The organism is Photobacterium piscicola, assembly GCF_046058925.1.
GTDB lineage: Bacteria > Pseudomonadota > Gammaproteobacteria > Enterobacterales > Vibrionaceae > Photobacterium > Photobacterium piscicola.
Map to the genome: position 1 here is coordinate 774,435 of NZ_CP175534.1, position 15,728 is coordinate 790,162.

Annotated in this window: 15 protein-coding genes; 5 read left to right on the forward strand and 10 right to left on the reverse strand. The window is 43.0% G+C overall.

Features of this window, described 5'->3' with window-relative positions; all coding sequences use genetic code 11:
• Positions 1–40 precede the first annotated feature (40 nt).
• Positions 41–649: a TetR/AcrR family transcriptional regulator gene (locus tag ACJZU6_RS03725; RefSeq protein WP_080158284.1), complete on the reverse strand. Its 609-nt coding sequence runs from the start codon at positions 647–649 to the stop codon at positions 41–43.
• 226 nt (positions 650–875) lie between these two features.
• Here ACJZU6_RS03725 and hpt point away from each other — a divergent pair, with 226 nt between their 5' ends.
• Positions 876–1,409, forward strand: coding sequence for a hypoxanthine phosphoribosyltransferase (gene hpt / locus ACJZU6_RS03730; RefSeq protein ID WP_080158283.1), 534 nt, complete (start codon positions 876–878; stop codon positions 1,407–1,409).
• Positions 1,410–1,457: 48 nt separating this feature from the next.
• On the opposite strand, the gene can is transcribed toward hpt, so the two are convergent.
• The gene (can, locus tag ACJZU6_RS03735) at positions 1,458–2,153 is read right to left on the reverse strand and encodes a carbonate dehydratase (protein WP_080158282.1); all 696 of its coding nucleotides are present in this window, start codon (positions 2,151–2,153) and stop codon (positions 1,458–1,460) included.
• Positions 2,154–2,271: 118 nt separating this feature from the next.
• On the opposite strand from can, the gene ACJZU6_RS03740 reads away from it, so the two are divergent.
• Together ACJZU6_RS03740 and ACJZU6_RS03745 are read left to right on the forward strand one after the other, a co-directional pair.
• On the forward strand, positions 2,272–3,210 hold the full coding sequence (locus ACJZU6_RS03740; RefSeq protein WP_408900667.1) for an ABC transporter ATP-binding protein: 939 nt from the start codon (positions 2,272–2,274) through the stop codon (positions 3,208–3,210).
• The gene (locus tag ACJZU6_RS03745; RefSeq protein WP_080158280.1) at positions 3,207–3,977 is read left to right on the forward strand and encodes an ABC transporter permease; all 771 of its coding nucleotides are present in this window, start codon (positions 3,207–3,209) and stop codon (positions 3,975–3,977) included. Before ACJZU6_RS03740 ends, ACJZU6_RS03745 begins: the two co-directional genes overlap by 4 nt.
• A 101-nt stretch (positions 3,978–4,078) precedes the next feature.
• Here the strand turns inward: ACJZU6_RS03745 and panC are convergent, their stop codons facing one another.
• The 7 genes from panC to sfsA form a co-directional block, all read right to left on the reverse strand.
• Entirely contained in the window at positions 4,079–4,972 is an 894-nt protein-coding gene (panC, locus tag ACJZU6_RS03750) for a pantoate--beta-alanine ligase (protein ID WP_080158279.1), read from the reverse strand.
• Between the two features lie 10 nt (positions 4,973–4,982).
• Positions 4,983–5,777 carry a 3-methyl-2-oxobutanoate hydroxymethyltransferase gene (gene panB, locus ACJZU6_RS03755; RefSeq protein ID WP_080158278.1) on the reverse strand — a complete coding sequence of 265 codons (795 nt, stop codon included), beginning with the start codon at positions 5,775–5,777 and terminating at the stop codon, positions 4,983–4,985.
• A gap of 24 nt (positions 5,778–5,801) precedes the next feature.
• Entirely contained in the window at positions 5,802–6,287 is a 486-nt protein-coding gene (gene folK, locus ACJZU6_RS03760) for a 2-amino-4-hydroxy-6-hydroxymethyldihydropteridine diphosphokinase (RefSeq protein WP_080158277.1), read from the reverse strand.
• Positions 6,284–7,714 carry a polynucleotide adenylyltransferase PcnB gene (gene pcnB, locus ACJZU6_RS03765; RefSeq protein WP_107276481.1) on the reverse strand — a complete coding sequence of 477 codons (1,431 nt, stop codon included), beginning with the start codon at positions 7,712–7,714 and terminating at the stop codon, positions 6,284–6,286. The genes folK and pcnB overlap by 4 nt, the downstream gene beginning before the upstream one ends.
• A 54-nt stretch (positions 7,715–7,768) precedes the next feature.
• The gene (gluQRS, locus tag ACJZU6_RS03770) at positions 7,769–8,653 is read right to left on the reverse strand and encodes a tRNA glutamyl-Q(34) synthetase GluQRS (protein ID WP_408900668.1); all 885 of its coding nucleotides are present in this window, start codon (positions 8,651–8,653) and stop codon (positions 7,769–7,771) included.
• A 321-nt stretch (positions 8,654–8,974) separates the two neighbouring features.
• The gene (gene dksA / locus ACJZU6_RS03775) at positions 8,975–9,424 is read right to left on the reverse strand and encodes an RNA polymerase-binding protein DksA (RefSeq protein ID WP_080158274.1); all 450 of its coding nucleotides are present in this window, start codon (positions 9,422–9,424) and stop codon (positions 8,975–8,977) included.
• A gap of 129 nt (positions 9,425–9,553) precedes the next feature.
• Entirely contained in the window at positions 9,554–10,267 is a 714-nt protein-coding gene (gene sfsA, locus ACJZU6_RS03780; RefSeq protein ID WP_408900669.1) for a DNA/RNA nuclease SfsA, read from the reverse strand.
• 91 nt (positions 10,268–10,358) lie between these two features.
• Here sfsA and hrpB point away from each other — a divergent pair, with 91 nt between their 5' ends.
• Entirely contained in the window at positions 10,359–12,857 is a 2,499-nt protein-coding gene (hrpB, locus tag ACJZU6_RS03785) for an ATP-dependent helicase HrpB (RefSeq protein WP_408900670.1), read from the forward strand.
• A gap of 81 nt (positions 12,858–12,938) precedes the next feature.
• Here the strand turns inward: hrpB and ACJZU6_RS03790 are convergent, their stop codons facing one another.
• Entirely contained in the window at positions 12,939–13,142 is a 204-nt protein-coding gene (locus tag ACJZU6_RS03790; RefSeq protein WP_408900671.1) for a hypothetical protein, read from the reverse strand.
• 46 nt (positions 13,143–13,188) lie between these two features.
• Here ACJZU6_RS03790 and mrcB point away from each other — a divergent pair, with 46 nt between their 5' ends.
• Positions 13,189–15,411 (forward strand): penicillin-binding protein 1B, encoded by a 2,223-nt coding sequence (gene mrcB, locus ACJZU6_RS03795; protein WP_408900672.1) that lies wholly within the window; start codon positions 13,189–13,191, stop codon positions 15,409–15,411.
• Positions 15,412–15,728 lie beyond the last annotated feature (317 nt).

Here is a 15,728-nt window from a genome sequence, read left to right on the forward strand (position 1 = left end):
TTGTGAGAGCAAGCCTTGATTGTTTGCATTAGCTATTTAGTTAGTTTTTCTGCGTAAGCACTTGCAGATAAGTTTGCGCTTGTTCACGTAAAATATCTTGATCTGGGTGCTGATTTGCTTGCATGTAAATCACATAACACATGCCATGCAGCATTTTGGCTAAGTTCTCAGGGGTTTGATTAGACGTGATTTCACCGCTATCGATTGCTTGAGAAAAGGCGTGCTGCACTTGCTTGAGGTTCTTTTTGTTGCTTTCAATAAATTGTGGCCACACCTCTTCACGTACGGATGTGCTCCATTCAAACCATACTTTAATCCAATCTTGTTGCTCTAGTACGGTATCAATCAAATTATTTGTGATGCAAGTAAGACGCGCATGTAAGGTTTTATTAGAAGCGCCAATACATTCGGTAAGCAAGTCATTAAATTGGGTTGAAACTTCCATTAAGACTTGTTCAACCAATGCTTCTCGTGTTGGAAAATAGTTAAAAACAGTCGCCACTGATACATTTGCCATTTCTGCAATATCAGCATGGCCTGCACGACCAATACCGCGACGAGAGAAAACTTCAATTGAGTAATCAAGCAGTTGTTGCTTTCTTTTTTCTGGTGATAAGCGTGTACGTGGTTTCTTGGTAATCGTATCCATAATTATTTATTCCCTAACCCTGTTTGTATTTAGCGTATTTATGTTTATTTTTTATACATAAACACTACAGCAGCAACTGAGTTGATTCAAACTGAACTATCAATAAGTGTTTCGGATTTTGGACACTATTGATTAAATAACGCTTAAGATGAATGAATGCTACAATAACGACCTTTGGAATATATAGCCTCAGTAGGCTAACGCGGTCGCGTTGATGGAGAATAAAATGAAGCACACAATCGAAGTAATGATTTCTGAGCAGGATGTCCAGGAACGCATCAAAGAGCTAGGGAAGCAGATCACGGAACATTATAAAGACTCGACAGACCTAGTAATGGTTGGCTTACTACGTGGCTCATTTGTCTTTATGGCAGATTTAGCACGTGCGATTGATATTCCGCATGAAGTGGATTTCATGACAGCATCAAGTTACGGCAATACTATGCAAAGTAATCGTGATGTGCGTATTTTGAAAGACTTAGATGACGACATCAAAGGCAAAGATGTGCTATTGGTGGAAGATATTATCGATACTGGTAATACTTTAAGTAAAGTGTGCGAAATTCTATCGCTACGTGAACCAAAATCAATCAGCATCTGTACGCTATTAGATAAGCCAGAACGTCGTGAAGTTGATGTGAAAGTTGATTGGTACGGCTTTGTTATTCCAGATGAGTTCGTGGTTGGTGTTGGCATCGATTACGCACAAAAATACCGTCATTTACCGTTCATTGGTAAAGTTATTCCAGACGCAGAATAAAATAAAGAAAGCGACCATCATGGTCGCTTTTTTTATGGTTGTTATTCGTTATTTGTTATTTTCTAGCGTGGCTTGATGCTGCATTACTTGCTCTTCAAATGGCGGTAATAACGATGACATCGCTGCTTGATAAGTGATTTCAAGACTTTCACGGCTGGTCGCAGTTACGCCCAAATCTTTTAAAATGCCGTTACTGGTACCGTAAATCCACCCATGAATTTTGACATCTTGGCCTCGATCCCATGCTTGTTGCATGATAGTGGAATTGCCGAGATGATAAACCTGAGAGGCAACATTAATCTCACACAATTTGTCATCCCACTTTTCACGCGGTAGGCTACCCAGATCTGAACGGTGTTTAAGGTACAGATCGCGAATGTGTAATAACCAGTTATTGATAAGCCCTAAAGGTGGGTTTTCGATGGCGGCAGTAACACCGCCGCAGCCATAGTGACCACAGATGATAATATGCTTAACTTTAAGTACATCAACCGCGTACTGAACCACGGATAAGCAATTTAAATCAGTATGGATAACTTGGTTGGCAACATTACGGTGTACAAATAATTCACCGGAGGTTAAACCGGTTAGGCGTTCAGCTGGAACTCGACTGTCAGAACAGCCAATCCAAAGATATTGTGGGTGTTGTGCTTCTGCGAGGTGAGAAAAAAATTCCGGATCTTCATCCTTAATGTTTTCTGACCATGAAAGGTTGTTTGCGAAGAGCTGCTTTATATCTGCCATGATAATGCCTTATATTAATATGTTCCTTACTATACACAAGCTGCGCTGATAGCAAATCGGATTAGTTGTTAGTGTTTTGTCACTAGCCTATAAATATTTAACAGAAAGATTGCATATAATGAACGCTTTAGAAATAAAAAATGTAAGCAAAACTTACAAAGGCGGCGTAAAGGCGCTGAAAAATATGAGTCTTAATGTCGAGCAAGGAGACTTTTTTGCTTTGCTTGGGCCTAACGGTGCGGGTAAATCGACCACCATCGGGATTATTAGCTCGCTGGTTAATAAAACTTCGGGATCCGTGAGTATTTTTGGTTATGACTTAGATACTCAAAAAGTGGATGCTAAAAATCAGCTTGGCCTAGTGCCACAAGAATTTAATTTTAACCCTTTTGAAACCGTTGAACAGATTGTTGTTAATCAGGCGGGTTTTTATGGGGTTGAACGAACACTGGCGAAACAACGGGCACAAAAATATTTAACCCAATTAGATTTGTGGGGTAAACGTCATGATCGTGCTCGTAATCTTTCTGGTGGTATGAAGCGTCGATTAATGATTGCTCGAGCATTAATGCATGAGCCAAAGTTGTTGATTTTAGACGAGCCTACCGCTGGGGTTGATATTGAACTACGTCGCTCAATGTGGACCTTTCTCCAGCGTATTAATCGTGAAGGGGTAACGATCATTTTAACCACTCATTACCTTGAAGAAGCCGAAATGTTGTGTCGCAATATCGGTATTATTAATCATGGTGAGTTAGTTGAGCACACCTCAATGAAAGCCTTATTGAGCCAGCTTGAATTAGAAACCTTTATTTTAGATATTGATACCACAACAGTTACACCAACTCTTGCGGTGGGTGAGTGTCGATTGATAGACAGTAATACTCTTGAAGTCGATCTTAATAAAGGCGATGACTTAAACAGCGTCTTTAGCACCTTAACGACTCAAGGTATTGTGGTGCGTTCAATGCGAAATAAGAGTAACCGTTTAGAAGAGTTATTTGTAAACCTAGTTAATACAGATCGACCTTCTGCTATGGCAGGTGATAAAGAATGAAAAAACAATATTGGATTGCATTTAAAAGTTTAATTACCAAAGAAATTCATCGGTTTACTCGAATTTGGGTACAAACCTTGGTACCACCCGCGATTACGATGACGCTGTATTTTATTATCTTTGGTAATTTGATTGGGCAGCGCATTGGTGACATGGAAGGCTTTAGCTACATGGAATACATTGTGCCCGGACTGATTATGATGTCGGTGATCACTAACTCTTATTCTAATGTTGCCTCCTCTTTTTTTAGTGCCAAATTTCAACATAACATCGAAGAGTTACTCGTTGCACCAGTACCTAACTATATCATTATTGCCGGTTATGTTGGCGGTGGTGTGCTGCGTGGGTTAGGTGTTGGGTTGATTGTTTCTGTGGTGTCATTGTTGTTTGTTTCACTCAATATTGCTCATCTATGGGTGATCATTGCAACGGTAGTGATGACATCGATTGTGTTTTCATTGGGTGGATTAATTAACGCTATTTTTGCACGTACTTTTGATGATATCAGTATTATTCCAACCTTTGTGTTAACCCCATTAACGTATCTTGGTGGTGTGTTCTATTCAATTAATCTATTGCCTGAAGTGTGGCAAGTGGTGTCAAAGGTCAATCCGATTGTGTATATGGTTAATGCCTTTAGATATGGTTTTTTAGGGGTGTCTGATGTGGGTATTGGAACGTCATTTGCGGTATTAAGTGTGTTTGTTATTGCACTTTATGGTGTGGCTTATTACCTGATTTCTCGTGGGATTGGCTTACGTTCATAAGCGTATTGAGCACGAGCTTAAGCTACCTAACAAATAATAGTTAAAAAAATACCGCCCGTTAATGGTTAACGGGCGGTATTTTTTTAGTCAGCCTTTAGCTATTAATTAGCTTCAGCGACGTCTTCTTCAACCGCGACAGCAGGGGATAAGTCTACTACTTGGTTGTCGATTAAACGTGCTTTACCTAATTGTGCTGACATTAAAATAACCGCTTGTTGGGTTGTGTCAGTGATAGGCAATAAGGTTACTGCATCACGGATAAAGCTTTTATCTGGTTGCAGGCCTGCAGCACGGAGTTGATCGTTAGCATCAACAATTAATTCGTCATAGTCATTACGACCACCACGCATTTGGCTGCTGATCCAACGCATTGTACGGGCTAAAACAGGTGCACGTTGGCGTTCATCAACGGTAAGGTTACCGTTACGTGAACTCATGGCTAAGCCATCCATTTCACGTACTGTTGGTACGCCAACAATTTTAATATCCATAGCTAGATCAATCACCATTTGACGAATAAGCGCCAATTGTTGGTAATCTTTCTCGCCAAAACAAGCTACATCGGGTTGGACGATATTAAATAGTTTATTAACGATGGTTGCTACGCCACGGAAATGACCTGGACGTAATTCGCCTTCTAAAATAGTCGATAATCCAGGGACATCAATGTAAGTTTGATTATTAAGTCCGGCTGGGTACATGATTTCTGGGGTTGGAGTAAATACCACATCCACCATATTTTGCTGTTGTAACTTAGCAATATCTTGTTCAAGAGTACGTGGATAATTGGTTAAATCTTCAGTTTTTTCAAACTGCATTGGATTAACAAAAATACTCGCAACAACAACATCAGCATGCTTACGTGCTTTACGCATTAACGTAAGATGGCCTTCATGTAAGTTACCCATGGTTGGAACAAAGGCAATTCGACGGCCTGCGCGGCGCCACGTCGTAATTTGCTCTCTTAACTGGGCAATATCGGCGAATGTTTGCATCTCTTATTCCTTATTCAAAGGTATGCTGAGATCCTGGAAATGCACCAGACTCAACATCTTCAATGTATTTAGTAACCGCAGCACGCATATCTCCTGTTTCTGCAAGGAAGTTCTTAGAGAACTTCGGCATGTAGTTTGCAGAAATACCAAACATGTCGTGCATAACCAGTATTTGGCCATCGGTCGCATTACCCGCACCGATACCAATTACAGGCACATCCACCGCCTTGGTAATACGTTCAGCAAGGCTTGCTGGAACACATTCCAATACGATGATTTGGGCACCAGCTTTAGCGAGGGTAATGGCATCATTAACCATTGTCTCAGCTTGATCCAAATTGCGGCCTTGAACTTTATAACCGCCAAAAATATTGACAGACTGAGGTGTTAAACCAAGGTGAGCACATACAGGGACAGCTCGTTGTGTAAGGGTTGAAATTGTTTCAGCAACCCAAGCGCCACCTTCGATTTTGACCATATTTGCCCCTGCGCGCATTAGTTTTGCGGCATTTTCACAAGCTTGTGCTGGGGTTGCGAAGGTCATGAATGGCATGTCAGCCATTAGCAGCGAGTTAGGGCTGCCTGCACGAACGCTACGCGTATGGTAAGCGATGTCATCAATGGTTACTGGAAGGGTATCGTTACGGCCTTGGAGAACCATGCCTAACGAGTCACCGACTAACATAACCGGCATATTCTGCTGCTCAAATAATTGAGAAAAACTCGCGTCGTATGCTGTTACTGATGCAAATTTACGACCTTCTTGCTTCCATTTTAGGAGATCGTTGATGGTGATTTTTTTCATAGCTTCTTTCTCGCTCTGATGAATTTATGCTTGCCAAATAGCTAAGCCATTACGGTTAACCTGAGTCAATAACGTGCATAAAGAAGTGTGATCAGGCAAAACTAAAGCAGGGTTAATTTCGGCAAGTGGATACAGTACGAACTCCCGTACTTTCATTCCATAGTGCGGCACGGTTAAGCGCTCACACTGGTGCTGTAGATCACCATATAAAAGAATATCGAGATCTAGTGTCCGTGGACCCCAGCGTTCATCTTTGCGAACACGTCCTTGTTCGAGCTCAATTGCTTGAGTGTGATCAAGCAACTCAAGCGGAGCTAATGTGGTGTCGATAGCAACAACCGCATTTATGTAATCAGGTTGATTTTGCGGTCCCATAGGTGTACTGCTGTACAGTGAGGATACGCTAATAACTTGTGTATTTGGTAGGTGTTGCAGTGCTTTGATAGCAGTTTGAGCTTGGGCGACAGGATCGCCCAAGTTACTACCAATCGCAATATAAGCGCGAATCATGATTTTACTTGTGGTTTTTTACGACGTGGTTGCTGTGGGCGACGACGACGTGGACGACGAGCACCACCATCATTGATGTGAGTTACCATTTGACCGCGTTGGTTGTAATCTGCGTCTTGGAACTCATTCCACCATAGTGCTAATTCTTTGATATCGCTGCCTTCAAACAAGCTACGCATTTCTAAGAAATCATAAGCGGCACGGAATTTAGGGTGTTCCATGGTCTTAAAGGCACGTTTACCGCTACGACGACTAAAGCGCAATTGTTGCTGCCAGATATCGCGAACGGTCGTGGTATGGCGACGTGGAATCGCAATGGAGCGCACTTGTTCGTCAAGAATATCGTTACTGGCAACCATAAAGGCATCATAGAATGATAAGCCACTGGCAAAAGAGACTTCTTCTGCACGGGTCATCATTGGATACCACAGCATTGCAGCATAAATGAAGGCTGGATTAACACGTTTATCTTCAGCCATTCGTTTATCGGTCGAGGCAAGGATATGCTCGATCATTTTCTCTGTTTTGCTGCTGTTATTCTCCGTGAAATGGTCAGATAAAATGGGGAATAACTGCTGGAATAAGTTGTATTCACGCAGCATACGGTAAGTTTCTAGACCTTGACCCGATTGCAGTAGCTTAAGGCTTTCTTCAAACAGACGCGCAGATGGAATATCTTGCATCAGTGTTGCGAGTTCACGAATTGGCGCAGCGGTAACAGGATCTATATCCATGTCTAGCTTAACAGCAAAGCGTACCGCTCGTAGCATACGTACAGGATCTTCACGGTAACGGGTTTCTGGATCACCCATTAATCGAATTACACGATTATTGAGATCTTCAATACCTTTGGCATAGTCAGTAACGGTGAAGTCTTTAACGCTGTAATAAAGTGCGTTAATAGTAAAGTCACGGCGCTCTGCATCTTCTTCGATGGTGCCGTAAACATTATCACGTAATAACATGCCTTCTTCACTGCGAGAAGAGAGCTGTGGTTTTTGCTTATCTTTAGGCGGTGTCACTTGTATTGGCGCGTCTGAGTGGTGGCCTCGAAAGGTTGCTACTTCAATAATGTCACGTCCAAATAGGATGTGAGCAAGACGGAAACGACGGCCGATTAAACGACAGTTACGAAACAGTTTTTTGATTTCTTCAGGTGTTGCATTGGTTGCAATATCGAAGTCTTTCGGCTGTTTGTGGAGCAATAAATCGCGGACGCCGCCACCAACAAGGTAAGCGTCGTAACCAGCTTTGTTTAGACGATATAGTACTTTCAGCGCATTTTCGCTGATATCTTTTCGTGAAATGCCGTGCTCTGGGCGTTGGTAAACTTGCAAAGTTTGTTCCTCTGGAACGCGAGTACTACTGTCGCGATTCAATACTTTACGGCAAAAGTTGGCTACTCGATTAAAGATAATACACCCCATTTTGTGCACATGGTTCAACAAACAGCCGTGTATGATATATCACGGCAGACTATTTTAGAATGCTAGTGTGATAGCAGTCGTCTTTGGTAGCTGCTTGAGCTGCCAATGAGTGATGCCCCACTGTAAAATTTGTTCTACGCTTTCTGTGACAAGCTCTGTCGGAGGCGAAAAGCCTAAAAAGCGTAGCGCTGCCATTAATGCAGGCCGAGGATTGTGTTTATCAATCGCTGGCGCATGATTTTGTTTTGACAATTTATTGCCATTGTCAGTAATGGCGAGCGGTAAGTGCAAATAGCTCACTTCAGGATATCTTAGTTGTCGGTACAGACCAATTTGACGCCCAGTAGGCTCAATTAAATCTGCACCGCGTACAACTTCGGTGATCCCTTGTTCGATATCATCTAGCACTACAGCAAGATTATAAGCAAATAAGCCATCGCGGCGACGAATGATAAAATCTTCACTCGCCAATGCTAATGGCAATTCGATACGGCCATGTAATCGGTCATCGAAATGGGTTATTGGTGTGTCTACTTGTAATCGAACCGCACCATTGCTGTGCCGTTGATTGAGGGTACGACAGGTACCAGGGTAATAGCCGCCCGTTTGTTTAATGTCTTTTCGACTACACTGACAATAATATGCATTCCCTTGTGCTAACCAAGTTTCGATCTGAGCCTGATAGGCGTCAAGACGTAAACTTTGGTAGATGATATTGCCATCCCACATAAAACCAAAGGCTTCCAGTGTGCGCAGAATATCATCAGCTGCCCCTTGCATTTCGCGAGGTGGATCAAGATCTTCGATCCTAACTATCCATTTCCCTTGCTGAGATTTTGCTTGGAGGTAGCTACCAAGAGCTGCAATTAACGATCCGAAATGCAATGGCCCTGAGGGCGATGGTGCAAAACGACCGACATATTGATTTGTGTTAGTCATACATTAATGAACGGTTATAAAATCCAAATAGATTATTATCTAACTTGGTACGGCAATGTAAATGTCGCCCAGAGTCAGGGGTAAATATGACAAGATATATTCCCTCCAAACTGAATAAGACTCTCTGCAATGAGAGCACTATTCAGTTTGGTGCCTAGTTATCTATAACGCGTGGTTATGACTACAAGGCAGAGCTCGTGCGACATCGGTAAGTAAACAACCATTAGGTTAATTACAGCGTGTTATTTTGAGCGCTAGTGTAAACGAAAGAGGGAGCTTACGCTCCCTCTAAAATTAGCTTTGACCTGATTAAAGGCGTAATTAGCCAGCCATTTGCTTTTCTTTGATCTCTGCAAGTGTTTTACAGTCGATGCAAAGATCTGCAGTTGGACGAGCTTCAAGACGGCGAATGCCGATCTCTACACCACAAGAATCACAGAAGCCGAAATCATCTTCTTCGATACGCTTGATTGTCTTGTCAATTTTCTTGATCAGTTTACGCTCGCGGTCACGATTACGAAGTTCAAGGCTGAACTCTTCTTCTTGTGCGGCACGATCCACTGGATCGGGGAAGTTAGCGGCTTCATCTTGCATGTGGTTTACAGTGCGATCAACTTCAACGCGAAGTTGGTTACGCCATGCTGATAGAATTTTATGGAAATGCTCTAATTGAGCTTCGCCCATGTATTCTTCGCCAGCTTTTTCCTGATAAGGTTCAACCCCAGCAATAGCCAGGATGCCTAGTGATTTTTTAACGTTGGTCTCTGGCATATAGCATCTCCTAATGTACCTAATAACCGTCACTGGTTAATTTTGGGCGGTATCTATACCAGAAAGGTTACTGCGTGGCAATTAATGTATAACTTCAATTCTACGTCAATGTGAAGAAAACAGCATTTTTTATGTCAAATGCTGAAATTGTATACAGTCTTCGAGTTTTATTTCAGCAGCATTGATAGTTGCTCGATAGCAAAGAATTTCCACTCCCGCACTGATAGCTTGGTGTAATAATCGCGCGTATTCTGGATCAATATGCTGCGCAACATTGACCTGATTAATTCCCGTATGTAACACCGCAAAAAATAAAATCGCTCGTGATCCTTGTTGTGCCATTTCGGTCAGTTCGCGTAAATGTTTTTGACCACGAGTAGTAACCGCATCTGGAAAATAACCTTGGCCATTATCAGCCAGCAGAGTCACACTTTTTACTTCAATATAGCAGGGCTGACGAGTTTGTGATTCAAGTAATAAATCAATGCGACTATTTTCAGTACCGTATTTCACTTCAGTACGTAAATTATCGTAACCATTGAGTTCAATGATACGTTGTTGTTCTATCGCTTCTTTAACCAGATGATTGGCTTGAATGGTGTTAACACAAATCCAATCATTGTGCTTTGTTTGCGCTAATTCCCAGCTGTTAGGGTATTTGCGTTTTTTATTATCAGAGGTTGAATACCACACCGTGGTCCCAGGTTCTGCACACCCCGTCATCGCACCAGTATTGGCGCAGTGAATGGTTCTAATCTCACCATCATCTAATGTGATATCAGCTAAGAAGCGTTTGTAACGTTTAATTAAAGTGGCTGCGTGTAGTGGCGGAGCAAATTTCATTTTGGCCTCAAGTATGGATTATTATTTTTAGTTGTCGGTAGGCTTTCGTTACAATGTGATTCTGTTTTGATCATGACATAAGGTGACGCCCTTGTCACAACTCCCTATTGATGACGTTTTAGCTACTTTGTTTGCGGCACTCGCTAACCATACTCAAATAATTTTAAAAGCTCCACCAGGGGCGGGTAAATCAACCCGTTTGCCATTGGCGTTGTTGGAAATAAATACCATCGAGGGGCGAATTATTATGTTGGAGCCGCGACGGTTAGCGGCGAGAAACATTGCGAGTTATTTGGCGCAGCAATTGGGTGAAGGTGTTGGTCAAACTGTTGGCTTACGAGTGCGTGGTGAAACTAAAGTCAGTGCCCAAACACGGTTAGAGATTGTGACGGAAGGCGTTATGACGCGAATGTTGCAGCATGATCCCGAACTGGCTGGAATTGGGCTAATTATTTTTGATGAGTTTCATGAGCGCAGTATTCATGCCGATACTGCATTAGCGTTAGCGATTGAGGTTCAGCAAGCCCTGCGGGATGATTTACAATTATTGGTAATGTCAGCCACTCTAGATCAAACCGCATTGGCGCAGCTACTTCCTACAGCGGCTTATGTTGAGTCACAAGGACGTTGTTTTCCGGTGGAATATCGCTACCAACATGTTAATGACCCTCGGGATGTAATTGATCACATGGCGGCTGCGATTAGCCAGTTACTCGCGCAAGAATCCGGTTCGGTATTAGCGTTCTTACCCGGTGTTGGTGAAATAAAACGCCTCGCGCAAGCATTGGCTGCACGTTTATCGACAACCAATAACAATAGCCCTATCAATATTTGTCCGTTGTATGGTCAGTTACCCATCGAACAACAACAGCAAGCCATTAATCCTACTCCAATTGGTCAACGCAAAGTAGTACTGGCGACCAATATTGCCGAAACCAGTTTGACCATTGAGGGAATTCGATTAGTGGTTGATAGTGGTTTTGAACGGATCGCACAGTGGGAGCCAAAAACAGGGATTAGTCGCTTACAGCAAGTACGTATTGCTCAATCATCGGCAGAGCAGCGTGCGGGTCGTGCTGGACGCTTAGAAGCGGGTATTTGTTTACGGATGTACAGTGAGGAATTATTACAACGTCAACCAGCAACACCTCAACCTGAAATTTTGCGCAGTGATTTAACCGCGCTGGCGATGGAGTTGGTGCAATGGGGATGTCATGATCCACAAGACTTACAATGGCTAGATGTGCCACCAATGATTGCATTGCAACAGTCTCAGCAATTATTGCAGCAATTAGGCGCGATTGATGAACGTGGTCAGCAAACACCACGTGGGCAAGTGATGCAAACTATAGGCGCAGATCCACGTCATGGTGCAATGCTGGCTTTTGCTCAACAAAGCGCACATCAGCAACAAGATCTCACTATTGTAACGACAGCAGCAATGCTGGTGGCGTTATTAGAAGATCCACCACGTGGGATTGATAATCCAGATTTAGCGTTTCAGCTGCACTTACTTGAGACCAAGAAACTCGCTAGAAGTCATGCTTATTTGCAACGGGCGCAACAACACCTTACAACGCTAGCGGTATCTAAAAATACACCGCTCAAGGTTAATAATCATTGGGCGGCTATTTTACTTGCGGTTGGTTTTCCTGATCGTATTGCGCAGTCCCGCACTGATGATGGTCGTTATCAGTTAGCCAATGGTCAAGGGGTAGGACTTGATAGTAGCCAAGGCCTTGCTTCTCAACCATTGTTAGTGGTGGCTGATGTTGTTAAAACCCGTCAAGGTGATAGTCGTATTTTCTCAGCCATTGCAGCTGACGTCAGTGTATTACAACAAACCTTACCGTTATTGTTTACTGAATGTGATTGGCTCGATTGGGATGATAAAAAAGGCCGTTTAAGTGCTGAGCATCGAATTTATTGTGGCAAATTAATTGTCGCGCGTAGCCTTGCTGCCACGCCAGATCCCGCATTAGCCAGTGAAGCATTACTCAACGCAGTTAAACGTAAAGGATTGAGTGTTTTACATTGGACAGAAAAAGCCAATGCATTATTGATTCGTGGTCGTTGTGCCAATCAATGGTTACCTGAACTTGGTTTGCCAGCGTTAGACGAGGCGAGTTTACTCTTTAATGCGGAACAATGGTTATTGCCTTATCTAAACGGGATTACGACGTTAAAAGGCTTACAAAAAGTCAATATGGCGATGGCACTAGAAGCTTATCTTGGTTGGAATAATAAACAACAACTCGATCAATTATTGCCAACCCATTATCAAGTGCCAACGGGATCAAATATAACGATCCGTTATCAAGAACAGCAACAACCCGTGTTGGCGGTTAAGTTACAAGAAATGTTTGGTGAGCCAACAACGCCGACTATCGCTAACGGTAAAGTGGCTTTAGTGCTGGAGTTGTTATCACCAGCGCAACGACCATTGCAGATCACGCAAGATTTAGCGGGTTTTTGGTCGGGATCATACAAGGACGTTCAAAAAGAAATGAAAGGGCGTTATCCCAAGCATCCATGGCCTGATGATCCTGCAAATCATATTCCAACCCGCAAAATTAAAAAATACCTTTAATGACGATAAACAAGCTCGATACCTGTATATATAATCAGGTATAGTGTTACGGTAAATTTACATTAATGATGCTGGGCAGTGTTATTGCTGCCAGCTTAAATATAGGAATGATGGTAGTTGATTGATTATGATTAAGTTGTCGCAACCTAAAAAAACACCCGCGAAAACTCCCTCGCCTTCGAAAAAAAAAGCGGCGTTAAAACCTGCAGCAAAAAAAGCATCTCCTAAAAAACCAGCAGCAAAAAAAACGCCCGCAAAAAAAAAGCCTTCTAAAAAAGACGCCACGCCTCATCCATGGCTGCGAAAACTTGGGCGTTTAAGTTTTAAAATAATGCTAGTTGTGATCGCTATTTTATTGGTTATTGGTATCTATTTAGATACGGTGGTACGCAATAAAATGGATGGCCAAATTTGGGATCTACCTTCGGTTGTCTATGGTCGTGTGCTGACCTTACATGCGGGTCAAGCAATGACCTTAAGTGATGTTCGCCATGAATTGAATGTATTGCAATATCATAAAGTAGCAACGCCCCAGCGTATGGGCGAGTATTCTGCATCGTCAACCCGCATTGAATTAATGCGTCGTCCCTTTAAGTTTGTTGATGATCCGCAGCCGCAACAACATGTCATGCTGACTTTTTCAGGCGGCACTCTGGCTACCATTACCGATCTGACAACCAAGAAATCATTAAAAACCCTCAAGATAGAACCAAAGCTATTAGGGATGTTAGGGCTTACAGGTAATGAGCAACGGATCTTCATGGCGCGGGATCAATTTCCACCATTATTAATCGATGCACTGCTAACAACCGAAGATCGTGATTTTTATCAGCATGAAGGAGTGTCACCGCTGGCAATTTTACGGGCGGTGGTGGTTAACCTCAAAGCGGGACATACCGTGCAAGGGGGCAGTACGCTGACTCAGCAGTTAGCGAAAAATTTATTTTTAAGCCGTGAACGTAGTTTATGGCGCAAAGTACGTGAAGCGTATATCGCCGTTATTATTGATTATCGTTACAGTAAAGATCGGATTTTAGAAGCTTATTTAAATGAAATTTATCTTGGGCAGAATGGTGCCAAAGAAGTGCATGGTTTCCCTCTTGCAGCACGCTTTTATTTTGGGCGTCCGTTAGAAGAACTGCGACCAGATCAACTCGCGATGTTGGTTGGAATGGTGAAAGGGCCATCACAATTTAATCCGTGGCGTCATCCGGAACGCACCATGAAACGTCGTGATTTAGTGTTGATGTTACTGCTGAAAAATAATTACCTTACAGGTGCTGAATATGAAAAAGCCGTATCAGAGCCATTAGGTATTCAAAAGACCCCTAAGATAGCCAGTCGTCAGCCAGCGTATTTTCAACAATTGCAACGTGAACTAGAACAAGATGTTGGTGATATTTACAAATCAGGTAAAGGATTACGTATTTTCAGTACTCTTGATCCAGTGTCGCAACAAGCCGCAGAAAAAACCATTGCGGTGATGGTGCCACGGTTAAATAAAAAAGCTGGTGTCAACGTTGAAACGGCAATGGTAGTGGTTGATCGTCAATATGGTGCAGTAAGAGCACTGATTGGTGGTAGCCGTCCTGGCTACGCTGGATTTAACCGTGCGCTGGATGCCAGTCGTCAAATAGGCTCGCTTGCTAAGCCTGCTGTTTATTTAGCAGCGTTGAGTCAGCCACAGAAGTTTACTTTGGCGACAACACTAAATGATAGTGCCATTGTGCTAAAGGGCAGTAAGGGCACATCGTGGCGACCAAGAAACTATGATCGTAAATTTCGTGGTCAAGTGCCGTTATATTATGCTTTAGCGCATTCATTAAATGTGCCGACGGTAAATTTAGGTTTAAAAGTCGGGTTAGGAACGGTGATTAACACCATGGCTAAACTGGGGGTTAAGCGGGATGAGATTCCACACTTACCCTCAATATTATTAGGCGCATTTAGTTTATCACCGTTTGAAGTTGCACAAATGTTCCAGAGTATTACCAATAACGGCCGTAAAGCGCCGCTATACAGCTTGGATGCCGTTGTTGATAGTCGAGGACGAGTCCTGTACCAACATCAGTCTAAGATTGAGCAAGTGGTTCCTGAGCAAGCAGCTTGGTTGACAACTTATGATATGAAAAAAGTGGTTAGCCAAGGCACTGCCCGTTTTCTTCAGAGTAAATTTAGTTCGGCTAAGTTAGCGGGTAAAACGGGAACAACGGATAATAACCGTGATAGTTGGTTTGCTGGGGCTGATGGTCGCGAGGTTGGCGTAGTATGGGTTGGAAGGGATGATAACACCCCTGTGCGTTTGACGGGCTCTAGTGGTGCATTACGGGTTTATGCTGATTATCTTGCTCGCCGTCAACCGGTGCCGTTAAATATTGGCTGGCCACCTTACATTACGACGATTAAGTATCAGCGAACATCAAATGGCAGTCTGCGGTTTGATTGTAATGGTAATGTTGCGTTACCTGCATGGGATCGCAATGGGGATTTAAAAGCGAAGTGCCATGATAATCAGCCCGCAACATGGATTAAACATATGTTTGCGGGTGAGTAGAAGAGAGGTAACAGCAGGGACGAGTTTTTTAGAGACGAGGAAGAGCTGAAGATAGGGGTAACAGCAGGGACGAGTTTTTTAGAGACGAGAAAGGGCAAAAGATAGGTGTAACAGCAGGGACGAGTTTTTTAGAGACGAGGAATAGCTGAAGATAGGGGTAACAGCAGGGACGAGTTTTTTAGAGACGAGGAAGAGCTGAAGATAGGCGTAATAGCAGGGACGAGGTTTTTAGATACGAGGAAGAGCTGAAGATAGGTGTAACAGCAGGGACGAGTTTTTTAGAGACGAGGAAGAGCTGAAGATAGGCGTAATAGCAG